The sequence below is a fragment of the Microbacterium sp. NPDC089189 genome, assembly GCF_040685095.1.
Classification (GTDB): domain Bacteria; phylum Actinomycetota; class Actinomycetes; order Actinomycetales; family Microbacteriaceae; genus Microbacterium.
The window spans coordinates 107,772-132,680 of sequence record NZ_JBFBHG010000008.1 but is presented as its reverse complement, the minus strand read 5'-3'; the positions used below and the strand labels follow the sequence as shown (position 1 = coordinate 132,680).

The window sequence follows — 24,909 nt, the reverse complement described above, 5'->3', positions numbered from 1 at the left end:
GACCAGCAGGATCGGCCAGTGCGTGTTCACGAGTCCCAGCGAGTTGAACATCTGGAACAGCGGGACGATCGTCACCTCGCTCGGGATGAGGAGCCCCGTCAGGACCACGAGGAACAGCACGTTCTGACCGGGGAAGCGGATGCGCGCGAACGCGTAGCCGGCCATCGCCGCGATGAGCATGGTCCCGAGTGTCACCACCACGGCGATGTAGAGGCTGTTGAAGTACTGCTGCGCGAACGGCTGCACCGTGAAGGCCTGGACGTACGCGTCGAGGGTCGGGTCGGTCGGCCAGAGCGACGGCGGGAACGCAAAGATGTCCGAGACCGGCTTGAGCGACGAGGTGATCATCCACCAGGTCGGGAAGACGAACGGCACGGCCAGCACGCTGAGTACGCCGTAGAACGCGACCTTGCGCCAGGGGGATCCGGCCGCGCGGCGCTCGGGGCGCACCCGACGCGGCGGGGCCGCCTCCAGGTCGGGCAGGAGCGCGTCGGCGGGTGCCGGCGGGGCGTCAGTTCTCATGGAACACCCATCTCTTGCGCAGTTGCCACTGCGCGATCGTGAGGACCGCGACGATCAGGAACAGGAGGATGGCGAGCGTCGAGCCGTAGCCGAACTGGTGGAACTCGAACGCCTGCTGCACGAGGTAGTAGACGAGCACGGTGGTCGAGATGCCGGGGCCTCCCTGGGTGAGCACCGCGATCTGCGCGTACACCTGCAGCGAGCCGACGATCGTGATGATGAGCGTCAGCAGGATGGTGGGGGAGATGAGCGGCAGCACGATGCGGACGAACACGGTGCGGTCGCCCGCCCCATCCACCCGCGCCGCTTCTTGAAGCTCCCGCGGCACGCCCTGCAGGGCGGCGAGGAAGAGCACCATGTTGAGTCCGACGTTCTTGAACACCTGCACCACGACGACGCTCGCCATGGCGGTGCCGCCCTCGCGCAGCCAGTTGGGCCCGTCGATGCCGACGAGCGCCAGCAGGCCGTTGATGCCGCCGTTGTCCTGCAGGAGGAATCCCCACACGATCGTCCACGCGACGAGCGAGACGACCACGGGCGAGAAGAAGATCGTGCGGAAGGCGGTCACGCCGCGCCAGCGGCGGTTGAGCAGCACCGCCAGCAGCAAGGCGAGCGCCAGGTTGAAGACGACCAGGCCCACCGAGAAGACGCCGGTGGCGGTCAGCACCGGGACGAGCTCGGGGTCGGCGAACAAGCGCTCGACGTTCTCGAGACCGACGAACGTGAAGGTGCCGGCGAGCACGTTCCACTCGTGGAACGCGTAGTAGAAGATCAGCCCCAGCGGGATGAGCACGAACAGGACGATGCCCACGAGCTGCGGGGCGATGAAGACGTAACCGGCGAGCGCATCACGGCGGGCGTAGGTCAGCCACGGCCGCTTGGGTGGACCCCCGGGCCGCGCCGAAGCGCGACCCGGGGAGGTGGAGGTGAGCTGCGACATCGTCAGCCCGCGAGCAGCGTCGAGATGTCGCCGCAGGTCTTCTCGAGCACGGCGGGGATGTCGGCGTCGGCCACCCACAGTCCGTCGAGACCGGCGCGCACCTTCTGCGCGATCTGCGCCTGATCGGTGTGGCTGGGGCGCACCTGGCCCGTCTCGATGCCGGGGATCACCACGCTCTCGATCTGGTCGGGCGTGAGCAGCGGGTTGGCCGCGGCGAGGGTGTCGACGTTCAGCAGCGAGGTGCGGGGCGGCGGGAAGTACTGCGCGAGCTGTGCCGCGTTCTCGGGGTTCGTGAAGAACGCCAGGAACTCGGTCGCGGCCGCCGTGTTGCCGGCGTTCGCGAGTGCGCCGATGCCGGCCTGCCCGGTGACGGAGTACTCACCGACGGGGCCCTCGGGCAGCGGCAGCAGGTCCCAGGCGAAGCCGCCCTCGGGCAGCAGGTTCGCCCGCGAGATCTGCGTGACCGTGAACGCGGCCTCCCCGGCGAAGAAGTCGGCCGACGTGCCCGGCCCCGGCATCGACTGCGTCGTGAAGGCGGCGTCGTGGAGGAACGTGAAGGCGTCGACCATCTCGTCGCTCGCGAACGTGCACTCGGTGCCGTCGGCCGACCAGGGCGCGGCGCCCCATCCGTTCCAGACGGTGCTGAGGTAGTCCCAGTTGAGGTAGTCGAAGTCGCGCACCACGAAACCGGCCTTGCCGGTACCGGCCCGCACCGCGGCACCGATCTCGTTCACGCGGTCCCACGTCCAGTCGCCGCTCGCGAGAAGCTCGGCGGATGTGGGCTGGCCCGCAGCAGCGAGCAGGTCGTCGTTCGCGAACACGACGAACGGCGAGGTGCTGAGCGGGTAGGCGAGCAGCTCGCCGTCGGTCTGCCAGAGCTCGGTGGCGCTCGGCGCGAGGTCGTCGTACTCGTAGCCCTCCGTCGCCTCGAACGTGTCGGTGAGCGGCACGAGCGCGCCGCTGGAGACGAAGTCCGGCGCGGCGTTCTCGAGGATCCACGCCAGGTCGGGCGCGTTGCCGCCCGCGATCTGGGTCGTCACCGTGCTGGTGTAGTCGTCGAAGGGCAGCGGGTCGAAGGTGATCGATGCGATCTCGGGGTGGTCCGCCATGTAGGCGTCCGCGATCGAGTCGAACAGCGCCAGGTGGTCCTCGTTCGAGGTCCACACCGTCATCCGCAGATCGATGTCTTCGGTGGGCTCCGCCGGGGCGGTCGATCCGCCCGCGCAGGCGGTGACGGCCAGGGTGGTCGCCGCGACGACCGCGGCGGCGGCCAGCGTCCTTGCTGATCTCATGGTCTCTCTCCTAGTAGCCACGGACGTCGGGCCAGTGCAGCTCGACGCCGTCTCGGGTCAGGGTGGTCTGGAAGTCCCGCACGAGCGCGGGATCCCCGTGCACGGCGCCGGGTGACGCCGCGTGGTCGATGCAGAACGCCGCCAGAGCGCCTGCGGCCTCGCCGATGTTCCACTCCACGGGGTGGAGACGGAACGCACCGTTGGTGATGTGGGTGGTTCCCGCGGTCTTGCCCCCGGCGAGGAGGTTGCGCACCCGGCGCGGGACGAGGATCCCGAGGGGGATCTCGAACGGCGCGCTGGCGATGTCGAGGTAGTTGTCGCCGCCGCTCGAGGGGTGCAGGTCGATGCGGTACATGCCGATGCCGACGCTCTCGGGCGTCGTCATCGGGCGCCCGTGGCCGCGGATCGCGATCGACAGATCGTTCTCGGTGACGGTCGTGAGCGCCATGATCCGACGGGACTCGCGGATGTAGGGGGCCATGGCGAGGCCGTCCGGCCCCGCGGTGACGTCGCCGCGCAGCCGCAGCCCGGGGTATCCCGTGCCGCCGTCGGGACGCGGGGCCTCGGTCTGCAGCCAGTACAGCATCGAGAGCGACTGCTGACGTGCGGCCTCTTCGTGGCGCGTCACCTCGTCGGCCGGCACGTCGACGAGCGTGCCGCCGAGGTAGTCGATCATCGGCCAGTTGACGAGCACGAGGTCGCTCGGGATGGCGCCGGGTTCGAGGTTGTCGCGCGCGAGGATGCGCCGGAAGGTCCAGAGCTCGCGGTCGCCGGGGTCCTTGCCCTGGTCGGCCAGGGTCTCGGGGCGCGGCGCGTGCGGGGTGAAGGTGCGCGTGAGGGTCTCGAGCGTGCGCGGATCGGGGCCGGTGAGCGAGATCATCGGCGCACCCCAGTAGTCGGGCTGCACCGCACGCCACATGTCGTAGTCGCGGGGGCGATCGATGGTGTGATCGCCCTCGACGTGGTCGATGACGAAGCACCAGCTGAAGGCCTGCTGGTTGTGCGGCTGCGCTTCCTCGGGGGCGCTCGGCTCGCCGGTCTCGGCCCGGGACTCGAACCCCGTGACGTACTCGGCGCCGGCCAGAGGCAGGAGGTCTCCGAGCTCGGTCGCGTCGATGACGTAGTGGGCGCTGACCGTCAGCTCGCTCGCGTCGTCGAGCCGGCGCAGCACGACCGAGCGGATGGTGTCGTCCTCGACGTCCACCGACACCGCGACGGCGGGCTGGACGACGGTGAGCCGACCCGACGACCGGTGCGGGGCGAGCATCGCCTCGATCACGGCGACGCCGGCGCGCGGTTCGGCGCACATGCGGCTGACGAGCCCGTTGCCCGGGTTGAGGGTCGGATCCGCACGGGCGGCTGCGGTCAGCGGGTACCAGTCGCGATAGTGGTCGCGGATGCCGTCGCGCAGGCGGCGGTAGCGAGCGGTGACGCCGAACTGCTCGACCCAGCTGTGCTCGTCGAGAGGGACGGCCTGGCTGGTGAGCTGACCGCCGAGCCAGGCGTACTGCTCGGCGAGGACGACGGAGCGTCCCGCTTCGAGGGCCGCGAGCGCCGCGGCGACCCCGCCCAGTCCGCCCCCGACGATCAGGACGTCGGTGTGCAGCGCGCTCATCGGTCTCCCCCCGGCGCCGCCAGCGTGACCCCGTCGAGGATCGGGCAGTCCATGAGCACCCGGCGCTCGGATGCGGGCACCGCATCGCCTTCCGCGATGATCCGCGCCAGCAGCGCCACGGCGCGCTCGCCCAGTTCGGCACGCGGCGGCACGAGCCGGGTGATCTCCACGGTCTCCGAGCCCGGGCGGGCAACGGATCCGAGGGCGACGATGCTGAGGTCGCCCGGCACCGAGAGTCCGTCTGCGGTGGCCCGTTCGAGCAGAGCCGCTGCGAGCTCGGGTTCTTCGACGACGAGGAGCGTCGCACCGGATTCCCGCACCGCACGCCAGTCGGCATCCGGGTCGATGCCGTCGGTGGGCCGGTTCTGCAGCGACAGGCCCGCCTCGCGCGCGGCGTCGACGACACCGCGGCGGCGGTCGAGCACGGACTCGCCGAGACTCGAGCGGTGCAGCAGGATCACCCGCTCGTGCCCGAGAGCGGCGGCACGGTCCACGAGCGCGGCGGCCGCGCCGGCGTAGTCGATTCCCACATAGGGGATGCCGGGGGTGTCGCGGCGACCGACCGCCACGACGCGGAAGTCGCCCTCGGCCAGACGGGCGAGCTCATCGGGATCCATCTCGAGTCCCAGCAGCAGCACGCCATCGGCGAGGCGCAGGCGGTTGCGCTCGTGGAACAGCTGACGACGCCCGTCGACCACCGGGGCGCTCGTGAACAGCAGGAGGTCGGACCCCAGGGTCTCGGCGGCCGCTTCCAGGCCGGCGAGCAGCGGCGTGTAGAAGTCGATGCTCTCGGTCGGGAAGGCCGGCTCGTAGGTGAAGACGCCGAGGATGTGGTTGTCGGCACCGGCCAGACGCCGCGCCGACGGGTCGGCGATGTAGCCGGTCTCCTCGATGACCTTGAGGATGCGCTCACGGGTCTCCTGCGGGATGCGGACGCTGCCGTCGACCCTGCCGTTGAGGACCAGGGAGACCGTGGACTGGCTGACCCCCGCGAGCTGCGCGATGCGCTGCTGGGTGATGCGTCCGGTATCGCTGCGGGACATGTGCTCTCCGTCGAGTGGTGGTGCTGATAATGCGCATCATCACGATGCCAGGATCACGATAATGCGCATGATCGGATCGCGCAAGCACGATGTTCGGGATCGCTCGGCGGTGCGCGCCGCATCCGACCCTCGGAGGTCGAGCAGGAATCGAGATGTCCCGCGAGGTGGCGCGTCCTAGGGTGGCGTGCAGGACATCGGCGCACCGCGGGGTGGGCCGGGAGGGGAGCGACATGGCCAAGGACGACAGCGGGCTTTCCGCAGAGGAGCGCGAGGCCGTCAAGGAGCGCGCCAAAGAGCTGCGAGCGCAGCAGAAGGCGGGCAAGAACCGGGAGGCCGGCACCACGTCGGTGCTCGCGGCGATCGCGGATCTCGTGCCCGAGGATCGCGCTCTGGCCGAGGGACTGCACCGCGTGGTGTCGGAGGTCGCCCCCGATCTGGTGCCCAAGACGTACTACGGCATGCCCGGCTACGCGAACGAGGAGGGCAAGATCGTCGTCTTCCTGTCCCCCTCCGCGAAGTTCAAGAACCGGTACGCGACGATCGGGTTCGAGGACCGCGCACGACTGGACGACGGCGACATGTGGCCCACGAGTTTCGCGGTGACCGCCTGGACGCCCGAGGTCGAGAAGCGCGTCAGCGCGCTGGTCGCCACCGCGGTGGCCTGAGCTCGGCCGGTCTCAGCGCGCGGCGGCTCCGTCGGCCGCCGCGCGTTGCGCGACGATCGCTCGTGCGATGCGCGAGATGAGATCGACCGGCAACGGGACGGCGTGGCGCAGCACGACCGTGTCCGCGCCCGATCGGAGCGGCGCCACCTCGGACTCGAGCGGCTGCGGCAGGACCGGCACGGGGTAGAGCCCGATGTGCTGCTTCCATCCGGCGTAGTGCAGCGCGTAACGCCCGCCGAGCATGACGGCGGCGATGCCGTAACGCATCTTCTCCTCGGCGCCCGGCACCTCGGCCAGGATCGCCTCGCGCACCTGCGTCATCCGCGCGGCGACCTCGGGCGGGAAGCCGGCGATGTACGCGTCGACCGACGACGATTGCTCGGTGGCCATGGCGCCTCCTCGGTGTCGAGCCCATCGTGCCACGGCCGGAGCCGGGCGAGCGTGTACGGTCGCATCGAACGCAGACCCGAGCGAGGAGAGGACCGTATGTCGACAGTGCGCCGGCAACGCATCGCGCGGTGGGTCAGCACCGCCGTCGAGATCGTCCTCGTGGTGGCGAGCATCGTCTATATCGCGTCGAGCGAACTGTGGGCGCTCCTCGCCTGGGTCGGCCTGACCGTCGTGTACCTGGCGGTGGGCCTGGCGGTCTCGTGGGGCGGACGGCGCGAGAACCTGGGCGATCGCACCGAGATCCTCTTCATCGCCCGGTGGGCGTGGGTGCTGCCGCTGATCTCGAGCGGGGCGGGCGTGAACTCCGCCATCCTCGCGCTCATCGCCGGCGGCGCGAAGGAGCCCGAGCAGGAGCAGATCCTCCTCGCCGTCGCTGCCTCCGTGGGCGTCGTCCTGTCGTGGACGATGCTGCAGGTCGGCTTCGCGCACATCTATCGGGCGCTCGATGCGTCCGCAGACCGCGCCGGCATCCGGTTCCCCGGCGACCCCGAGCCGTCGCTGCTGAACTACCTGTACTTCGCGTTCACGGTCGGCACCGCCTTCGCCACCTCCGACGCGCAGGTGACGACCATCCGCATCCGCCGGGTCGTGATGCTGCACAGCGTGATCAGCTTCTTCTACAACGCCCTGGTCGTGGCCGTGGCGTTCCAGGTCCTGCAGCGCATGATCAGCGGCTGATCGAGCGTCTCGCCGATAGCGGACCGCTCACACCCGTGCGGCGACCGATGCCGGGACCGGGCGCAGACGCGGCCACCAGCAGCGCACCTCGTCCCGGTAGGCGCGGAAGTCGTCGCCGAAACGCGCGTCCAGGTCGCGTTCCTCGTGCGGCCGGATGATGACGTTCCAGACGAGCGACCCGCAGATGGCGTAGACGACGACCAGCCAGGACGACAGCATCAGCCCCACCGCCACCCCCTGCGCGATACCCGCCACCGCCATCGGATTGCGGACGAAGCGGTACGGGCCCGCGACGACGAACCGCGTGGCGGTGGCCGACGGCAGGGGCGTGCCGGCGCCGAGCGTCGACATGACCACCGCCGACCAGATGCCGAGGGCGCTCGCGACGACGAAGAGCGCAGCGCCGGTCGCGAGCGCGACGGGCGAGGCGTCGAGGGCGAGGCCCCATCGGCGCTCGGCGGCGGCGATGACGATCGGGACCACCCCGAGCGCCGCACCCCAGAACACGATGACCTGCACCGTGGTCGCGGTGACGTGCACGCGCGTCGGCGCGGTGCGATCGGCTTCGCGGAACCGGAAGGGTCCCACCACCACCCACTCGGTGGGCACGCGTCCGAGCAGCATCAGCAGCAGTGCGACGGTGGATGCGGCCGCCGCCGCGAGCATCAGCAGCACACCCCATCCGGCGAGCGTCGTGACCGTCGCGTAGACGGCGAGGAGGACGCTGACGAGCACGGTCCAGCCGGTCGCGATCATCGCGGCCACCCGCATCCCGAGCGCCGCCAGCGCCGAGGCGATCACGAACAGCGGGATGTCGAGCGCGGCGACCAGCACCGGGTCGAGGTCGCCGAGCGTCGCGGTGCGCACGACCGGCGACAGGAACACCGCGACCCACCAGGCGGCGCCGGCGAGCGCCTGCACGGCGAAGTAGGCGCGTCCCCATCCCATGGCGGCACAGTAACAGCGCCGCGGGCTCAGGCGGCGGCGCGCTCCTCGCGCTTGCGGCCGACCGCCGGATCCGCGTCGCCTACAGCCTGCCTCCGGTCAGCGGCAGATCCAAGGCGGCTCTGGCAGCGGCGTAGGTGGCGCCGAAGAGGATGACGACCAGCATCAGGCTGATCACCGGAGCGGCGATCGCCGCCTTTCCGTGCGCCCGAGCGAGGTAGATGCCCACGAGAGCACCGATCAACAGGGCGAGCGCGCCGAGGTAGAAGGTGTTCTGGGCGGCGACGAACGCGCCGAAGTCGCATGCGCTGAAACCGCAGCTCGAGGCTGCGAAGGCGGAGAAGAACGTCAGCACGGCCAGCACCAGCACAACGACCAGCAGGACGACCCACCACCGCATCGCGGCGCCGACCGCGCTGGGCCAGAGCTCGTTCGGTGCGCTCTCTCGCGAGGCGGCGCGTCCCCATCCCATGGCGGCACAGTAACAGCGCCGCGGGCTCAGGCGGCGGCGCGCTCCTCGCGCTTGCGGCCGATGCGGGCGATGAGGAAGAGGATCGAGCCGACGACGATGTAGGCCGCGGCTCCCAGCCACACCATGCCGGTCTGCTGTGCGAGCAGCACGATGCTCGCGATGATGGCGAGGATCGGGATGACGCGCGGCACCGAGAAGTGCTTGTGGTCGACCTTGTCCTTCTTCAGCACCAGCACGCTGACGTTCGCCGAGAGGAAGACGAGGAGGAGCAGGAGCACGGTGGTTTCGGCCAGCGTGCCGACGTCGCCGATGAACGTCAGTCCGATCGTGGCCGCGGCGACGACGAGGATCGAGACCCACGGCGTGCGGCGGTTGGGCAGCACCCGGCCGAACGCGCGGGGCAGGAGGCCCGCGTCGGCCAGGCCGTACCCCACCCGGCTCGCCATGACCATGAACAGCAGCGCACCGTTCGCGATCGCCACGAGCGCGATCAAGCCGAACAGCCACGGCGGCACGGCGACGCCGCTCGCGGCCACCACGTCGAGCAGCGGTCCGCTCGAGGTGGCGAGCTCGGCCGGCGGCAGCACGATGACCGCGCCGATCGCGATGAGCAGGTACACGACGGCGGCGGTGGCGATCGCACCGAAGAGCGCTCGAGGGTAGGCCTTCGACGGGTTCTTCACCTCTTCGGCCATGTTCGCCGCCGCCTCGAAGCCGAGGAACGAGAAGAACGCGATGACGGATGCGGCGAACGCACCCTGCAGCGGCGGCACATCGGGGGCGAACTCGAAGATGCGCGACGGGTCGCCGTTACCGCTGCCGAACACGACCGCCGCGAGCACGATGACGATCACGAGGCCCGACACCTCGATGATCGACGCCACGAGGTTGGCGGTGAGCGACTCCCGCACCCCGCGCAGGTTGATCAGGGTGAGCAGGATGATGAAGACGATCGCCGCAGGGATCGCCGGCACGTCGATGAGGGCACTGAGGTAGTCGCCCGCGAAGGCGTTGGCCAGCGCGGCCGCCGTCGTGATACCCGACGCCATCATGAGAAAGCCCACGAGGAACGAGACGTACGGGATGCCGAAAGCGCGGTCCGCGTAGCGTGCCGCACCGCCCGCGTGCGGGTATTTGGTGATCAGTTCGGCGTAGGTCCCGGCGGTGAGCAACGCCACGACGAGCGCGATCAGCAGGGGGAGCCAGATGACACCTCCGACATCCGCGGCCATGGATCCCACCAGCGTGTAGATGCCGGCGCCGAGCGTGTCGCCCACGATGAACGCGAAGAGCAACCACCCGCCCACCGCCCGCTTCAGACCGCCGCCGCTCGCGGGGGGCGTCTCGATGTCCTTGACCATCGCACCACTTCAGCGGTCACGGACTCGACGAAGCAACCCCTGGCGCAGAGGCGCGCTGGTGTGCATCGCCGCCCGCACACGGGGTGTAGAACGGGTCGTATGCCCGATGCTCCCGCTCCCGCGCTCGCCATCACCGGTTCGACCGGCCACCTCGGCGGTCTCGTCGCCCGTCACCTGGCCGGCGACGGCGTGGCCCTGCGCCTCCTGGCCCGCGCCCCGGAGCGGGCGCCCGAGCTGCCCGGCGCGGTCCGCGTGCGCTCGCGGTACGCCGACGATGCCGAGACGCGCGCGTCGCTCGCAGGCGTGATGACGCTGTTCCTGGTGTCGGGATCCGAGAGCGCCGATCGTCTGGATCAGCACCGCGCCATCGTCGACGCGGCGGCGAGCGCCGGTGTGTCCCACATCGTGTACACCTCGTTCTTCGGCGCGGCGCCCGACGCCGTGTTCACCCTGGCGCGGGATCACTGGGCCACCGAGCAGCACATCATCGCCTCCGGCATGACCCACACGTTCCTGCGCAACAACTTCTACCTCGACGTGCTCCCCGCCTTCGTCGGCGACGACGATGTGCTCCGCGGTCCGGCCGGCGATGGCCGGGTGGCCGCCGTCGCACGCGCGGATGTGGCCCGCGCGGCCGCCGTCATCCTCGCGGATCCCGCCTCGCATGCCGGGGTCACGTACGACCTGACCGGCCCCGAGGCGATCACGATGGCGGAGGCGGCCGAGATCATCGGCGCCCGGACCGGGCGCGACGTGCGCTTCCACGACGAGACCATCCCCGAGGCGTACGAGTCCCGCCGCCGCTGGGAGGCGGACCCATGGCAGTACGACGCCTGGGTGTCGACCTACACCGCGATCGCGGAGGGCCAGCTGGTTCCGGCGACCGACGACATCCATCGCCTCACCGGGCGCCGCCCGCTCTCGCTCTCGGAACTGCTCGCCGACTGAGACAGGAGCGATCACCCCCGCGGATGCGGGGCGTCGTCCGGTCAGCTCGCCGCGTTCTCCGGCGCCGTGGCCGCGACGTTCGCCAAGAGCTGGAGACGCTCCTGCGTCGCCGACCCCGGCTCGGCTGAGAACACGATCATCTGCAGCCCGCGATCGGATGCGAGGTCCATCGCCTGGAAGCTGAGCTCCAGATCGCCGACCACCGGGTGTCGCACCGCTTTGAGCCCGGTGCGATGCTCACGGACGTCGTGCGCGCCCCAGAGGGTGCGGAAGAGCTCGCTGCGGGTCGAGAGCTCGCCGACGAGATCGCTGAGTGCCCTGTCGTAGGGAGAACGGCCCGCCTCCGCGCGCAGGACCGCCACGATCTGCCTCGTCTGCGCCTCCCAGTCCCGGTAGAACGTCTGCGCGCGGTCGTCGAGGAAGATGAACCTCGCCGCGTTCGCGGGCGGCCTCACGTCGTCGAGCATCTCGGAGAACAGCGCCCGACCGAGCCGATTCGTGGCGACGGCATCCAACCGGGCATTCTGCACGAACACCGGGACGGTCGACATCGCGTCGATGGTCTGCTGCAGCGCCGGCGTCGCCTGCGCGGAGCGTGCCGGGCGTCGACGCTGCTGCGGGTGCGCCCCGGCGTTCGCTGCACGGATGAGGTCGTAGAGATGCGCATGCTCGACCTCGTCGAGCTGCAGCGCCCGGCTCACGCCGTCGATGACCGCGTCGGAGACTCCCGTCGCGTTTCCCCGCTCGAGCCGCTTGTAGTACTCCGCGCTCATCCCGGCCACCAGCGCGACCTCCTCGCGTCGCAGCCCGGGCACCCGTCGACGGCCACCGAAGTCGGGCAAGCCCACCTGTGCAGGCGTCAGTTTGGCGCGCCGCGTGGTGAGGAAATCGCTGATCGCGTCGGAGGTGTCCATGGGATCGAAACTACGCCGCGGCGAACTGTCGAGAGGGGCCCTGTCGGGGCACCGATCGGGGTGGACGGCTTACCAGATCGTGCCGCCGCCGATCGAGATGCCTCCCCAGGTGAGTGCGATGAAGATCGCGGCGAAGACGACGGGGGCGATGCCCTTGCCGCTGCGCGCGAGGCCCTTGAGCAGCGCGATCACGCCGAGGATCGCGGCGACGATCGACAGCCCGCCACCGAGGATCAGACCGATGAACAGCGGGATGGGCATGAGCACGAGACCGGCGAGCGCGAACCAGAACGCGGCCCATGCGGTGGGATTGGAACGGCGTTCAATGGAAGAGGACATGCTTCATTATCCCGCCGGTGCTCGTGGCGGGGGACGGGTTGCGGAGCGGCGTCCCGTCGATACGAGTTCGACCAGCGGCCCATGACAGAGCTGGCGATGGATACCCTAGGGGGGTATGGTATGGCTGCGGGCGGATCACCGGCCGACAGCCCTGCGTGAACGCAGAAACGTCCTGCACGAAGGAGGCTCCGATGAGCCAGCACGAGCATTCCCCGCACTTCGCGCCCCATGGCGATGCCGCCGCTCCCGCCGTCGAGCACGGTCACGCCGACCAGGGAGGCCATGACGCGCACTCCGGGCACGCCAACCAGGGAGGCCACGACGGGCACGCCGGTCACGGAGATCACGTGGCCCGCTTCCGCAGACTGTTCTGGATCATGCTGATCCTCGCGGTTCCGGTGGTCGGGTTCTCGATGATGTTCGCCATGCTGATCGGTTACGAACTGCCCGACGCGGCATGGGCGGGCTGGATGTCACCGGTCCTGGGGACGGTCATGTACGTCTGGGGTGGCGCTCCCTTCCTCACCGGCGCCGTGAGCGAGCTTCGCGCCCGGAAGCCCGGGATGATGCTGCTCATCACGCTGGCGATCACGGTGGCGTTCGTCGCATCGTGGGGCGCGAGTCTCGGGCTGCTGGATCACGAGCTGGATTTCTGGTGGGAGCTGGCGCTGCTGATCGTGATCATGCTGCTGGGCCATTGGATCGAGATGCGCTCCCTCGCGCAGACCACCTCCGCTCTGGACTCCCTCGCCGCGCTGCTCCCGGATGAGGCGGCCAAGGTCGACGGCGACACCACCGTGACGGTCGCACCGGCCACGCTGCAGGTCGGAGATGTCGTCGTGGTCCGCCCCGGTAGCCGCGTGCCCGCCGATGGCCGGATCGTGCAGGGCTCGGCGAGCGTGGACGAGTCGATGATCACCGGGGAATCGCGCCCGGTACGACGCGGGAACGGCGACCAGGTGATCGCCGGCACGGTCGCCACCGACTCCGGAGTCCGAGTGGAAGTCACCGCGGTAGGCGACGACACCGCACTCGCGGGCATCCAGAGGCTCGTCACCGAGGCGCAGAACTCATCGTCCCGGGCGCAGAGACTCGCCGACCGCGCGGCCGGGTGGCTGTTCTGGTTCGCCCTGGTCGCCGCCGCCCTCACCGCGATCGTCTGGACGTTGGTGGGACTGCCGGATGACGCCGTCGTCCGCACGATCACCGTGTTGGTGATCGCCTGCCCGCACGCGCTGGGATTGGCGATCCCGCTGGTGGTCTCCATCGCCACCGAGCGCGCCGCACGCGCCGGCGTGCTCGTGAAGGACCGGCTGGCGCTGGAGAGCATGCGCACCGTCGACGCCGTGCTGTTCGACAAGACCGGCACCCTGACCAAGGGCACTCCCGCTGTCACCGCGATCGAACCGATCGACGGCATCCGTTCGGACGAGCTGCTCGGTCTGGCCGCTGCTGCCGAGGCGGACTCCGAGCATCCCCTCGCCCGGGCGATCGTCGACGCCGCGCACGAGAGGAAACTCACCGTTCCCGGTTCCAGCGACTTCGCCTCCTCACCCGCCGTCGGCGTCCGCGCCCGGGTGGGCGGCCGCACGGTGCAGGTCGGCGGGCCCTTCCTGCTCGAGCAGGAGGGCGCCGCCGAGCTGCCCGTTGCCGATGAGTGGCGGGAGGAGGGCGCCATCATCCTTCACGTCCTCGTCGACGGGACGGTGGCGGGCGCGCTGCGACTGGCCGATGAGGTCCGACCGGAGTCTCACGCCGCCGTCACCGCGCTCCAGCAGCGCGGCGTGCAGGTGGTCATGATCACGGGGGACGCCGAGGCCGTCGCCGCCTCGGTGGCCGCACAACTCGGCATCGACCGATTCTTCGCCGGCGTGCGCCCGGAGGATAAGGCCGCGAAGGTGACGCAGTTGCAGAGCGAGGGCCGCAAGGTCGCAATGGTCGGCGACGGTGTCAACGACGCACCCGCTCTTGCGCAGGCCGACGTCGGTATCGCCATCGGCGCGGGCACCGACGTCGCCATCGCCTCGGCCGGTGTCATCCTCGCCAGCGACGACCCTCGCTCCGTGGTGTCGGTGATCGAGCTCTCTCGTGCCAGCTACCGCAAGATGACACAGAACCTGTGGTGGGCGGCCGGCTACAACCTGATCTCGGTGCCGCTGGCTGCGGGCGTACTCGCGCCGATCGGCTTCGTTCCGCCGATGTCGGTGGGAGCGATCCTCATGTCGCTGTCCACGATCGTGGTGGCCCTCAACGCGCAGCTGCTGCGGCGGCTGGATCTCCGCCCCGCCGCGGTCATCCGGCACCGGCACGCGTGACGCCTGTGGGGCGCGGGTGGCCCCCGCGCAGATCTACGGAATCGATCCCTTCTCGATGGTGTCGTCGAGGGGTTGCGGCGGAGGAAGGCGATCACGGCAGCAGTGGCACCGGGATACTCCAAGAAGTACCCGTGTCGTGCGGCGGGGCGGAGGTCGAGTTCCGCTCCCGCGATCGCGGCGGCAATCCGCTCTGCGTTACCCGGGGGCGTCAGTTCGTCGTGCTCTACAGCAAGACGAAACCCGAAGCGCTCCGGGTGCTTGCCCACATCGGAGATCCCGCACCCTGAGGTAGCGCGACAAGCGTCGTCTAGATCTCGACCGGATGAGTGGGGAGATGTGCGCCTATGCTCACATCACCTACAGTCTGGGGAGAGGTGCGATCGGGGCGTTACTCGACTTCCCCCACGGGCACCGGGCACCGGGCACCTCAGGGTCGCGCGATGCCCTCGAAGTTGCGGAGAACGTCGATCGCGTGGGTGGTGGGATCGTAGGGCTTCTCGCCGATCCCCTTAACGACTGGAACCGTCCCGACGGGTTCCCACAGAGCATCGGTATCCCCGGATGCGAGTGTGAGCAGCGCGTCGCGGACGAACGTGTCGCGGGCGACTTGCGCGTCGCTGGCGCCAGGCCGGGTTTGGCCGACGATGCCGTACATTTCGGTGCCGTGCACCGCATGCGCTCCCTCGACCGGACCGATGGCGAGCAGGTGCGCGTTCCCGCCGGCGGCGGCGTGCGCGAGCGCACCGCGTGTCTGCGGCAGGGTGAACGAGAAGTCGGTGAGCAGGGCGCCCCGAACTTCGACGGGTGTGCGGTCGTCGACGTTGTAGGCGGCGATGATCTGCTGGGCGCGGCTGCGGGGGATGCGGTTCCGATGGGCGAACTCGGTGACGAGGTCGTCGATGCTGCCGGGGTTGAAGTCGTCAGTGCGGTGCAAAACCCACCAGTCGAGTTCGTGGGTGGTGCTGCTGAAGAGGATGTCGATGCCTTTGTGCCGGCCGGACTCGAGGACGTGCATGGGGAGGTCGGCGAGGACGCCGTTCGGTTGGTCTCGATCATCGACGATCCCGACGAGGTCGTTGTCCACGCCGTGTGTGGCTCCAGGATCGGCGGACTGTGTCTTCGCCATCGCTTCGGCGAGCTCGTAGGCGTCGACGTCGAGGAGCTTTTCGGGGTCGTCCACCAGTCCGAGCGCGGTGAGGACAGCATGGGCGCGCTCCTCCGCACCCCACGCCGGCACCTGGCGGGCGGGCATGCCGGAGAACGCGGCCAGGTGGTGGTAGAGACCGTCGGCAGACGGTGCGCCGAGCAGATTGAGGGTCGAGTATGCGCCGGCACTGTGACCGGTGACGGTGACGTTGTTCGGGTCGCCTCCGAATCGGCGGATGTTCTGCTGGACCCATCGCAGCGCGGTGATGATGTCCTGGAGGCAGAGGTTGGACGCCTCCGCGAGTGCGCCGCCGTACTGCGACAGACTGAGCGCACCGAACGCGCCGAGGCGGTAGTTGATGGAGACGTCGATCGCCCGTCCGGTGGCGGCGAGTCCGGAGGCGTTGGACGTGGTTTGCGTGTTGGCTCCGAGCATCCATCCGCCGCCGAAGATGTAGACGATGACAGGGAGTGGTTCGTCGCCTGCATCTTCGGGAGCCCAGACGTTGAGGTTCAGGCAGTCCTCGCTGAAACCGTTGTCGGCTTCCAGCCACGATGTGTCGCCGGCTTGGAGCGGGGCGGGGCCTTTCTCGTCGTAGGGCAGGTCTGGGTTGAACGGCAGCAGCTTTGGTTTGCGGAATCGTTCGGCGGTGGCGTAGGGGATGCCGAGCCAGGAGCGGACCGGATGCGTGGGTGCGCTTTCAGTCATTGGGAGTGTCCTTTCGGATGGGGAGCGTCGTGTGTGGGGTCTGGTTTGCGGGATCGTCGGCGACGTTCTCACGGAGTTGTGCCCAATGGCGGAGTCGTTCGGTGATGGTGCGTTCGTACCCATCGGTCGTGGGCTCGTAGAAGGTCTCTCGGGGCAGGTTGTCGGGGAAGTAGTTCGCACCGGAGAACCCGGATTCGGTGTCCGGGTCGTATTGATATCCCTTGCCGTATCCGAGGTTTCTCATCAGCCGGGTGGGTGCGTTTAGGATGTGGGCGGGGGCATGAGGGAGCCGGTGCTCTTCGCGGCCGCCCACGCCTTATTGAAGCTTCGGTACACGCCGATCGACTTCGGCGCCGTCGAGAGGTACAGCACGGCTTGGGCGATAGCGATCTCGCCCTCCGGGGATCCGAGGCGTTCGTAGACGTCCCACGCGGCGAGGGCTTGTTGCACGGCGTTCGGGTCGGCCAGGCCGATGTCTTCGTTCGCGAACCGGGTGATTCGTCTAGCGATGAACAGGGGATCCTCGCCGCCGAGCAGCATCCGCGACAGCCAGTAGAGGGCGGCGTCCGGGTCGGAGCCCCGCATGGACTTGTGAAGCGCGGAGATGAGGTTGTAGTGCCCCTCTTGCGACTTGTCATAGAGCGGTGCGCGCTTCTGCACGGCGGCCGCCAGGGCAGCCGTGTCGACCGGGCTGCGGAGGTTCTGAACTTGCTCGACCATGTTCAGCAGATACCGGCCGTCACCATCGGCCATTGCGGTCAATGATCGCCTTGCATCGGCGTCGAGCGGGAACGGTGCACCGGCGAGGTCTTCTGCGCGGCTGATGAGGGTGTCAAGCGCGGCCTCGTCGAGGCGCTTCAGCACGAACACTTGGCAGCGGGACAGAAGGGCGCCGTTGAGCTCGAAGCTGGGGTTCTCTGTGGTCGCGCCGACGAGGATAATCGTGCCGTCCTCGACATAGGGCAGGAACGAGTCTTGCTGGGCGCGGTTGAACCGGTGGATCTCATCGACAAACAGAAGCGTCCCTTGGCCGATCTCCCGTCGTTGTTTCGCCGCCTGAAAGATCTTCCGGAGGTCGGCGACGCCAGAGAACGTCGCCGAGAGCGGTTCGAACACCAGGTCGGTGTGTTCGGCGAGGAGTCTCGCGATGGTCGTCTTTCCGCACCCGGGCGGCCCCCACAGCACCATTGACACCAACCGCTGGCCGGCGACCATCCGCCCGATCGGTGCATCGTCGGCGAGGAGATGCCCCTGCCCGACAACGTCCGAGAGGGTGCGGGGTCTGAGCCGATCGGCCAGTGGACGCGACTCGTCATCCACGTCGAACAGGGACGGAGTGCCGGTCACGATGGCTCCGGGTGATGCGCGCCTGCAAGCTCAAACGAGGTGTGCACGAGGTTCTCGATGAGCTCCGCCGTGATTCCCGGCCCCGGTCCGATGGAGATCCAGTTCCTCTCGTCGAGGTCGTGGCCGACGGCGATCGACTCGTGGTCCCGGCGCAACGCGTCACCGTGATCCGGGTCGGCTTTCACCGTGATGATCTGCAGGTTGGGGTCATCGTCGGTGACGACCAGAAACACCTTCTCGCGGGTTTTCCACACGTCCAGATGCGGGGTGTCGCGGGCGATCTGCTGCAGCTGCTCGCCGGTCAGCGTCATTTGCTGCCCTGCCCGAACGTGGCGGGGTCGACCGGACGCTTGGCGCGCGGAACGTTCTCGAGAACTCGCAGATACGACTCTGTGACCAGATCCTCGACCAGCGACGGGGAGAGGTCGCCTGATGGTTTCAGGGTGATCCAGTGCTTCTTGTTCATGTGGTAGCCGGGGGCGATGCCCTCGTGCTCGTCCTGCAGCGCTTTGCTTTCCTCCGGGTCGGCTTTGAGGATCACGATCGGCTCACCGGTGGCATCGGTCATCAGCATGAAGACCTTGTCGACCACCTTGAAGACTTCCCACCCCGGCCCGAACGGTTGCTCGAGACGGGCCCCGGGAAGCTCCTGCACTCGATCTCGAGCGAGCTCCTGCAGTTCGTTGCCGTCCATGCGGACTCCTTCGTGGTGCGTTAGGTTTTATATGAATACGTACCACTGTACGCACTTGGTCTGACATTGGAGAAGTTGTGCGACGAGGGAAACCGAACGACCCGGATCGGCGGGCACGCATCCTGCAGGCAACGCTGGAGGTGATCGCCGCTGACGGCGTGGCCGGTGCGTCATATCGGGGTATCGCGACGCATGCCGGGGTCCCGCTGGGGTCGATGACGTACTACTTCCCCACCCTCGAAGGCCTCATCGTCGATGCGTTCGACTCGACCCGCAGCCACCTGGGACCTCGCTACGACACGCCACTGCGCAACGCCCGGTCCCCGGAGGACATCGTCGATGCGCTCGTCGACGCGACCATCGGCGCTACGAGTCCCACCCTCGACGACATCCGCCTGTATGCGGAGATCCGGCACTACGGCATCCGCCATCCCGACGTGGCGGCGGTCCTGCAAGCCGTCGAGGACGACGCCCTGGCGATGACCCACGGCCACGTATCGAACAGCACCGCGCTGACGATCAACGCACTGCTGTGGGGGTGGTGGAGCCACCGCCTCGCCCACCCCGACACACCCCTCGACGAGGCCATGGTTCGTCGGTCGTTCGAAGCACTGGTCGCCATCCACGCCACGGATCACCCCGTTCATACGAAGGAGCAGATCCATGTCTGAAACCATGCGGGCAATCCGCCTCTCTGGCCCCGTCGACATCGACGGGCTAACCGTCACCGACGTTCCCCTCCCCGAGGTCCGCCCGGGCTGGGTGCGCATCCAGGTGAAAGCGTTTGGTGTCAACGAGTCCGAAGTCACCAGCCGTCAGGGCGAGTCCGACTCCGACTTCACTTTCCCCCGCATCCTCGGTATCGAAGCCGTTGGCATCGTGGATGCCGTCGGCGATGGCGTCGACCTCGCTCGGGGTCAGAAGGTCGCCACGATGATGGGGGGCCTGGGCCGCACGATCGATGGCAGCTATGCCGAATACACGCTCGTCAACGCCGCGAACGTCATCCCCTTCGACACCGACCTCGGGTGGGACATCGTCGGCGGGCTCCCGGAGATGCTGCAAACCGCGCACGGTTCGATCAGCACCGGCCTTGCCCTGCAGGCCGGGCAGAGCGTCCTCGTCCATGGCGCCACCTCCACCGTGGGACTCACTGCGGTAGCGGTCGCACACCGGCTCGGCGCGACGGTCCTCGCCACCACCCGCAACCCCGCCCGGGCCGACCTGCTCACCGAAGTCGGCGCCGACCATGTGCTCATCGACGATGACACCCTCACCGACGCCATCCGCGCTATCGCCCCGGACGGGATCGACGGCGCGCTCGAGTTCGTCGGCGCAACCGCCCTCCCCGCCGTGCTGTCAGTGATCCGCCCTGGCGGTACGGTCTGCTTCGTCGGCGCACTCAGCGGCAACTGGACCATCCCCGACTTCGACCCGTTCACCATCCCCACCGGAGTCCGGCTCACCAGCTACGCCGGCGAAGCCGCCGACCTCCCCGCCGACGCCCTCGGCCGCTACCTTAGAGCGATCGAAGCCGGCACGTTCCGCACTGTCGTAGCGGGCGTGTTCGAGGGGCTCGACACTGTGGCGGAAGCGCACCGCAATCTCGAATCGCGCCGGCACCCCGGAAAGTACGTCGTCAGCCTCGTCGGATGAGCCGCTAGATCTCCTCTGAGAGACGCCAGTACAGGTACGCAAACGCTTTCCGGATCGAAATGGGGTGTGGGGACGATCAGGTTTCAGTGTCGACTTTCGGTGCAATGGCCGTCTGGGTGCGCTGTTCGTACTCTTCGATGGTCTCGACGCGGGGAAGGATCAGCCAAAGCGCGAGGTAGGCGAGACCGATCAGCCCCCCGGTGAGGAACATGAGAAAGATGCCGATTGTGCGTATCCAGTCGAGGCGGAGGTGACCGCGGACGGCTAGGCCAACGCAGACGCCGCCGAACCACTTTCCCTCGTCGAGCCGAGACCAGAACCGGCCGCGGATCGTGCTCCCCGTCTGGGCGTAGCGATCTGGGTCAGGCTCGACGCTGCCCAAAGTGCGGAGGACATCGGTCATCTGATGAGCGTCGATCGTTCTCCCGGGTGCACCGGGCAACGCTTGGAGCCGATCACCGAGCGAGGCTTCCAGGTCACGGATAGTCTCGTCGGCATCGAGCGTGTGAGAGAGCCGTTCGCGAGACGAGGACAAGTAGCCGACGAGGTCGCTGTGGGCCTCCGCTGTGAGCGGGAAAGTTCCGGCGTGACCGCTAAGCCGCATGTGCTGGGTGTCGGACATATCAGTTCCCTACGTTCGTGAGGGTGTGAGTGAGGCTGGTCCAGTAGTCACGAAACCGTTCGAGCTGTGTATGCCCGTCGGCGGTGAGAGCGAGGTACTTCCTCGGGGGGCCGGACGTCGACTCCTGCCATTCATGTTCGACCAGACCGTCTCGCCGCAGTCTGTTGAGGAGCGGATAGAGCGTTCCCTCTAGGACCGGAAAGTCGCAGGCGGTTAGAGCTTCGACGATTTCGGCGGCGTACCGGCGATGTTGTTCCAGACTCGCGAGTACGAGCGGTTCGAGCATCCCCCGCCGGAGAGCGACAAGCTTGGCATCTTCGGTCACGAAGCTACTGTCACACGGTAAGGTAGCTTCGCACAACTCCAGGTTCATCACCACTGTCGATGGCCATGGCTAGTGGCCCAGCCCACCGTGATCCTCGAGCCAGGTCATTGCAGGGGTGCGCTGGGTATTCGGCAGACATGTCGAAAATGTCATCTCTGGACATGTTCATTGGGAATGTGACATGTTCAGCGTGAATGTACAGCTGATTACATCCCGGCTGCCATGTCGGTGAAGCGCGAGAAGTGACCCTGGAAGGCGATCTCGAGCGTCGCCGTCGGTCCGTTACGGTGCTTGGCGATGATGAGGTCGGCCTCGCCCGGTCGCACCTCTTTGTCGTAGACCGAGTCGCGGTGCAGCAGCATGACCATGTCGGCGTCCTGCTCGATCGAGCCCGACTCGCGAAGGTCGCTCACCTGCGGGCGCTTGTCGGTGCGCTGCTCGGAACCACGGTTCAGCTGCGACAGCGCGATGACCGGAACCTGCAGCTCCTTGGCGAGCAGCTTGAGAGCTCGCGAGAACTCGCTGACCTCCTGCTGACGCGACTCGACCTTCTTACCGCTCGTCATGAGCTGCAGGTAGTCGATGATGACCATCTTCAGACCCACGCGCTGCTTGAGACGACGGCACTTGGCGCGAATCTCGACCAGGGTCATGTTGGGGCTGTCGTCGATGTACAGCGGCGCATCGTTGATGCGCCCGCGCGTGGCGGCGACCGTCGTCCAATCGCGCTGGTCGAGCGTGCCCTTGCGCATGTTCTGCAGCGGAATCGCACCCTCGGCACTCATGAGTCGCATGGCGATCTCGCTGCGCCCCATTTCGAGCGAGAAGAAGATGCAGGGCATATCGTGCTTGATCGCGGCCGCACGGGCGAAGTCGAGGGCCAGCGTCGACTTACCCATGGCGGGCCGCGCCGCGACCACGATCATCTGTCCGCCGTGGAGACCGTTCGTGAGTTCGTCGAGCTGGGCGAAGCCGGTGGGGATGCCGGTCATCGACCCGTCGCGCCCGCGCGCCGCCTCGATCTCGTCGACGGCGGCGTCGACGGCGACCGTCAACGGCACGTAGTCCTCGGTGGTCTCGGCACCGGTCACCGAGTAGATCTCGGCCTGAGCGGAGTTGACGATCTCGGTCGCCTCGCCCTGACCCGCGTACCCCATCTGCACGATGCGGGTGCCCGCCTCGACGAGGCGACGCAGCAACGCGCGCTCCGACACGATGGAGGCGTAGTAGCCGGCGTTGGCCGCCGTCGGCACGATCGAGGTGAGCGTGTGCAGGTAGTCGGCGCCGCCCGCCCGCTGCAGGTCGCCGGTCTTGATCAGCTCGTCGGTGACCGTGATGACGTCGGTCGGCTCACCGTGCGAGTAGAGCGTGAGTACCGCCTCGAAGATGAGCTCGTGCTTCGGCACATAGAAATCGGCGCCGCGGAGGCCCTCGATGACGTCGGCGACTGCATCCTTCGACAGGAGCATGCCGCCCAGGGTGCTCTGCTCGGCGAGGATGTCGTGCGGCGGAGTCCGCTCGTACTCGCGCGGTGTTCCCAGGCGGTCAGGCGAGATGTCGGAAATGGACACGGATGTCCGTCCTCCCTCTGCCGGCTTTCGGGCGGCATCGATTCGTCACTACGTCGACCTTCGGCGTCCCGTGCGGTGGGGCTTCATCGGGGTCAGTGCTAGGAGCACATCATCGACCTCCGACATCGCATTCCGCGTGACGGCGTCGTCCTGTGAGCGGGTGTCCCGCGAGGTCTCCCCCACGGTATGTTCGGCCGTTTCGCACCGCAAATAGCCCTGTGGATAACCATGTGGAGAGATTGCGCGAAACGCCGTTCTCCCTGTGTACAACCACTGTGGACAACTTCAGTGTCGCCACGGATGCGGTGGCATGAAAAGCATTCTGACCAGGCGCTTTGTTATCCACACCATCGGGATGAGCAATGTGGTTAAAGTGCCGCTTGAAGGTTGTGAAGATGACGAAGTTTTGCACAGGCCCCTGTGGGCAACGTCCGCCCGGGCGCGTCGCTCGCCGCGTGCTCGGAGGGACGCCTCCGGCGACGATGCGGGTGCGTCGACGAGGCCCCGGTCAGAGCCGTTTCCTCGCTGTTCATCTCCTGGTCGCGCGCATGCCTGCGCGCACGCGAACCACATCATCGCCGCGCGCGCAAGTCCCCTTTCGCAACCGGTGAGCGCGCGCGTAAAGTGCCGGGCAACGATCGACCCCGACACGTCCAAGCGCACAGGGGGTGACACGTGGACGAGGTATCGACGAACGAACCGCGACGAGCGACGCGTGTCGCGCTGCTCGCGCTGGGAGCGGGCCTGCTCTGGGCCGGCGCGTCCCTCATCCTGGGCCTGACGCCCGCGCACGCAGCCGACGGCGACCGCCCCGACGGCCTCGTCGGGCTCGTCACCTCGGTCACCGACGGTGCGTCGGATGTCGTGAGCGCCACCACGGACATCGTCGCGGAGGTGCTTCCCCCGGCAGCCCCGGTCACGCCCGCCGTCAGCAAGACGGTCACCACCGTGACGCAGGGAGCGGCGGATGTCGTCGCCGTGACCCCCGACGTCTCGCCGGTGGTCACCCCGGTCGTCGAGACCGTCGTCCAGCCGGTGGTCGATGAGATCGTGCAGCCCGTCGTCGACACGGCGGCCGACCTGACAGCCCCCATCCCCGTCGTCGGCGATGTGGTGGGAGCCATCGACCTGAGCGGAACCGCCGCCGCGCTTCCCGGTGTCACGGACGCCGTCGATGAAGCGGTGGACGGCATCCTCGTCGGCGGCTCGTCCGGCCCCGGCGTCATCCTTCCCCCCGCACACCCGGGCGGGCTTCTCCCCGTTCACCCCGACGGCGATGCACCCTCGGCGGTCCTGATCCTCCCGGCGACGGCTCCCGGCGGCGTGGTCGACGCCGGAACCCCGGTCGGCCTCCCCGCGGCGACCGCGACATCCGCCAGCCGGGGTCTCTCCTTCGCAGCCACCGCCTCCCCGGGCGTCGCAACGGCGACGGTGCATGAGGCGACGGATCCACCGACGGACAGGCCGGCCGGCGGCCCCTTCTCGCCCGATTCAGCGCCGCCGACATCCGGCGCCTCGGCCGCGAGCGCCTCGTCGTTCTCGGGCGCCGCCGCCGAGCTCTTCACCCCCCTCGGCTCCTCGCTGCTGCGGGGAACGCTTCTCCCGCCCGGTGACGAACTTCCCGGGTGCCCTGTCTTCGATACCGACACCTCTCCCGACTGATCGCGGATGCGCCGCGCCTGCGTTGCGCGGCAGACGCATCGGCGTGCCGATCGGCACGTTTCGCAACGATCATTCAGGAGTAGGAACCATGCGTACATCAGTGAAGCGAGCACTCCTCGGCGTGCTCGTCGGGGGCGGGATCGCCGTCCTCGGAGCAACGGTCGCGAACGCGGCCGAGACCGACGGGACCGACGGCTTGCTGTCGGGAACTCAAGGACTCATCAGCATCGACGTACCCGTGACGGTGGGTGGCAACGCCATCTCGCTGCTGGGCGACGCCGCATCGACCGACGCGGTGGCACAGGCGCCCGCACCGGTGGCGAGCGGGGCCGGCGCCGATACGTCCGGCACGGACGGCACGGCATCCGGCACCCAGGCCGTCGTGGATGTGGCGATCCCCGTCACCATCGGCGGCAACAGCGTGTCGCTCATCGGAGACAGCTCGTCCTCCGGCGCGGAGACGGCCGCGCCGGCTCCGGAGCCCGCAGCCCCCGCCGCGTCGACCTCCGGCACGGACGGGACGGCATCCGGGACCCAGGGCATCGTGGACGTGGCGGTGCCGGTGACGATCGGCGGCAACGCGATCTCCCTCACCGGAGACAGCACCACCACCGACACCGCCACCACCGCACCGAGCGGCACCGGCACCGGGACCACCGAGGGCGCCACGACCGACGG

General features: G+C 68.6%; 24 protein-coding genes and 2 pseudogenes. 8 read left to right on the top strand and 18 right to left on the bottom strand.

Annotation, left to right across the window (positions count from 1 at the left end; translation table 11 throughout):
* The 5 genes from AB0N73_RS06790 to AB0N73_RS06770 form a co-directional block, all read right to left on the bottom strand.
* Nucleotides 1-522 (bottom strand): carbohydrate ABC transporter permease (locus AB0N73_RS06790; RefSeq protein WP_363561684.1); only part of this gene is annotated, 522 nt, incomplete at its 3' end.
* Nucleotides 512-1,462 carry a sugar ABC transporter permease gene (locus AB0N73_RS06785; protein WP_363561682.1) on the bottom strand — a complete coding sequence of 317 codons (951 nt, stop codon included), beginning with the start codon at nt 1,460-1,462 and terminating at the stop codon, nt 512-514. The genes AB0N73_RS06785 and AB0N73_RS06790, both read right to left, overlap by 11 nt.
* A 2-nt stretch (nt 1,463-1,464) precedes the next feature.
* Nucleotides 1,465-2,754, bottom strand: coding sequence for an extracellular solute-binding protein (locus AB0N73_RS06780; protein WP_363561680.1), 1,290 nt, complete (start codon nt 2,752-2,754; stop codon nt 1,465-1,467).
* 10 nt (nt 2,755-2,764) lie between these two features.
* Entirely contained in the window at nt 2,765-4,369 is a 1,605-nt protein-coding gene (locus tag AB0N73_RS06775; protein WP_363561678.1) for an FAD-dependent oxidoreductase, read from the bottom strand.
* Nucleotides 4,366-5,412, bottom strand: coding sequence for a LacI family DNA-binding transcriptional regulator (locus tag AB0N73_RS06770; protein WP_363561676.1), 1,047 nt, complete (start codon nt 5,410-5,412; stop codon nt 4,366-4,368). Before AB0N73_RS06770 ends, AB0N73_RS06775 begins: the two co-directional genes overlap by 4 nt.
* Nucleotides 5,413-5,642: 230 nt before the next feature.
* On the opposite strand from AB0N73_RS06770, the gene AB0N73_RS06765 reads away from it, so the two are divergent.
* On the top strand, nt 5,643-6,077 hold the full coding sequence (locus tag AB0N73_RS06765) for a hypothetical protein (RefSeq protein WP_363561674.1): 435 nt from the start codon (nt 5,643-5,645) through the stop codon (nt 6,075-6,077).
* 12 nt (nt 6,078-6,089) lie between these two features.
* On the opposite strand, the gene AB0N73_RS06760 is transcribed toward AB0N73_RS06765, so the two are convergent.
* Nucleotides 6,090-6,467 carry a DUF1801 domain-containing protein gene (locus tag AB0N73_RS06760; protein WP_363561672.1) on the bottom strand — a complete coding sequence of 126 codons (378 nt, stop codon included), beginning with the start codon at nt 6,465-6,467 and terminating at the stop codon, nt 6,090-6,092.
* A 96-nt stretch (nt 6,468-6,563) separates the two neighbouring features.
* Here AB0N73_RS06760 and AB0N73_RS06755 point away from each other — a divergent pair, with 96 nt between their 5' ends.
* Nucleotides 6,564-7,205, top strand: a complete 642-nt coding sequence (locus AB0N73_RS06755; protein WP_363561670.1) for a DUF1345 domain-containing protein — start codon at nt 6,564-6,566, stop codon at nt 7,203-7,205.
* Nucleotides 7,206-7,232: 27 nt separating this feature from the next.
* Here the strand turns inward: AB0N73_RS06755 and AB0N73_RS06750 are convergent, their stop codons facing one another.
* The 3 genes from AB0N73_RS06750 to AB0N73_RS06740 form a co-directional block, all read right to left on the bottom strand.
* Nucleotides 7,233-8,153 carry an isoprenylcysteine carboxylmethyltransferase family protein gene (locus AB0N73_RS06750; protein ID WP_363561668.1) on the bottom strand — a complete coding sequence of 307 codons (921 nt, stop codon included), beginning with the start codon at nt 8,151-8,153 and terminating at the stop codon, nt 7,233-7,235.
* 79 nt (nt 8,154-8,232) lie between these two features.
* A complete protein-coding gene (locus AB0N73_RS06745) occupies nt 8,233-8,622 on the bottom strand; it encodes a hypothetical protein (protein WP_363561666.1) in 390 nt (129 codons plus the stop codon).
* Nucleotides 8,623-8,648: 26 nt separating this feature from the next.
* On the bottom strand, nt 8,649-9,983 hold the full coding sequence (locus tag AB0N73_RS06740; RefSeq protein WP_363561664.1) for an APC family permease: 1,335 nt from the start codon (nt 9,981-9,983) through the stop codon (nt 8,649-8,651).
* 99 nt (nt 9,984-10,082) lie between these two features.
* Here AB0N73_RS06740 and AB0N73_RS06735 point away from each other — a divergent pair, with 99 nt between their 5' ends.
* Nucleotides 10,083-10,931: an SDR family oxidoreductase gene (locus tag AB0N73_RS06735; RefSeq protein ID WP_363561662.1), complete on the top strand. Its 849-nt coding sequence runs from the start codon at nt 10,083-10,085 to the stop codon at nt 10,929-10,931.
* 41 nt (nt 10,932-10,972) lie between these two features.
* On the opposite strand, the gene AB0N73_RS06730 is transcribed toward AB0N73_RS06735, so the two are convergent.
* The gene (locus AB0N73_RS06730) at nt 10,973-11,845 is read right to left on the bottom strand and encodes a helix-turn-helix transcriptional regulator (protein WP_363561660.1); all 873 of its coding nucleotides are present in this window, start codon (nt 11,843-11,845) and stop codon (nt 10,973-10,975) included.
* 69 nt (nt 11,846-11,914) lie between these two features.
* Nucleotides 11,915-12,184: a hypothetical protein gene (locus AB0N73_RS06725; protein ID WP_363561658.1), complete on the bottom strand. Its 270-nt coding sequence runs from the start codon at nt 12,182-12,184 to the stop codon at nt 11,915-11,917.
* A 191-nt stretch (nt 12,185-12,375) separates the two neighbouring features.
* Here AB0N73_RS06725 and AB0N73_RS06720 point away from each other — a divergent pair, with 191 nt between their 5' ends.
* Nucleotides 12,376-14,499, top strand: a complete 2,124-nt coding sequence (locus AB0N73_RS06720; RefSeq protein WP_363561656.1) for a heavy metal translocating P-type ATPase — start codon at nt 12,376-12,378, stop codon at nt 14,497-14,499.
* A 427-nt stretch (nt 14,500-14,926) separates the two neighbouring features.
* Here AB0N73_RS06720 and AB0N73_RS06715 read toward each other — a convergent pair whose 3' ends face one another.
* The 4 genes and pseudogenes from AB0N73_RS06715 to AB0N73_RS06700 form a co-directional block, all read right to left on the bottom strand.
* Nucleotides 14,927-16,354, bottom strand: a complete 1,428-nt coding sequence (locus AB0N73_RS06715; RefSeq protein ID WP_363561654.1) for a carboxylesterase family protein — start codon at nt 16,352-16,354, stop codon at nt 14,927-14,929.
* Nucleotides 16,347-17,674: pseudogene (locus AB0N73_RS06710) on the bottom strand (replication-associated recombination protein A). Before AB0N73_RS06710 ends, AB0N73_RS06715 begins: the two are co-directional and overlap by 8 nt.
* A gap of 23 nt (nt 17,675-17,697) precedes the next feature.
* Nucleotides 17,698-18,012, bottom strand: a complete 315-nt coding sequence (locus tag AB0N73_RS06705; RefSeq protein ID WP_363561652.1) for an MmcQ/YjbR family DNA-binding protein — start codon at nt 18,010-18,012, stop codon at nt 17,698-17,700.
* Nucleotides 18,009-18,395: an MmcQ/YjbR family DNA-binding protein gene (locus tag AB0N73_RS06700; protein ID WP_363561649.1), complete on the bottom strand. Its 387-nt coding sequence runs from the start codon at nt 18,393-18,395 to the stop codon at nt 18,009-18,011. Before AB0N73_RS06700 ends, AB0N73_RS06705 begins: the two co-directional genes overlap by 4 nt.
* Nucleotides 18,396-18,472: 77 nt before the next feature.
* On the opposite strand from AB0N73_RS06700, the gene AB0N73_RS06695 reads away from it, so the two are divergent.
* Entirely contained in the window at nt 18,473-19,066 is a 594-nt protein-coding gene (locus AB0N73_RS06695; RefSeq protein ID WP_363561647.1) for a TetR family transcriptional regulator, read from the top strand.
* Nucleotides 19,059-20,051 carry a zinc-binding dehydrogenase gene (locus AB0N73_RS06690; RefSeq protein ID WP_363561645.1) on the top strand — a complete coding sequence of 331 codons (993 nt, stop codon included), beginning with the start codon at nt 19,059-19,061 and terminating at the stop codon, nt 20,049-20,051. The genes AB0N73_RS06695 and AB0N73_RS06690 overlap by 8 nt, the downstream gene beginning before the upstream one ends.
* A gap of 76 nt (nt 20,052-20,127) precedes the next feature.
* Here the strand turns inward: AB0N73_RS06690 and AB0N73_RS06685 are convergent, their stop codons facing one another.
* The 3 genes from AB0N73_RS06685 to dnaB all read right to left on the bottom strand — a co-directional run bounded on the left by AB0N73_RS06685 (nt 20,128) and on the right by dnaB (nt 22,569).
* Nucleotides 20,128-20,673, bottom strand: coding sequence for a PspC domain-containing protein (locus tag AB0N73_RS06685; protein WP_363561643.1), 546 nt, complete (start codon nt 20,671-20,673; stop codon nt 20,128-20,130).
* Nucleotide 20,674: 1 nt separating this feature from the next.
* Nucleotides 20,675-20,998 carry a PadR family transcriptional regulator gene (locus AB0N73_RS06680; protein WP_363561641.1) on the bottom strand — a complete coding sequence of 108 codons (324 nt, stop codon included), beginning with the start codon at nt 20,996-20,998 and terminating at the stop codon, nt 20,675-20,677.
* Nucleotides 20,999-21,204: 206 nt separating this feature from the next.
* Entirely contained in the window at nt 21,205-22,569 is a 1,365-nt protein-coding gene (gene dnaB, locus AB0N73_RS06675) for a replicative DNA helicase (protein ID WP_363561639.1), read from the bottom strand.
* 675 nt (nt 22,570-23,244) lie between these two features.
* On the opposite strand from dnaB, the gene AB0N73_RS06670 reads away from it, so the two are divergent.
* Both AB0N73_RS06670 and AB0N73_RS06665 read left to right on the top strand, forming a co-directional pair.
* Entirely contained in the window at nt 23,245-24,231 is a 987-nt protein-coding gene (locus AB0N73_RS06670) for a hypothetical protein (protein ID WP_363561637.1), read from the top strand.
* Nucleotides 24,232-24,319: 88 nt separating this feature from the next.
* Nucleotides 24,320-24,909: pseudogene (locus tag AB0N73_RS06665) on the top strand (hypothetical protein); the annotation flags it as partial.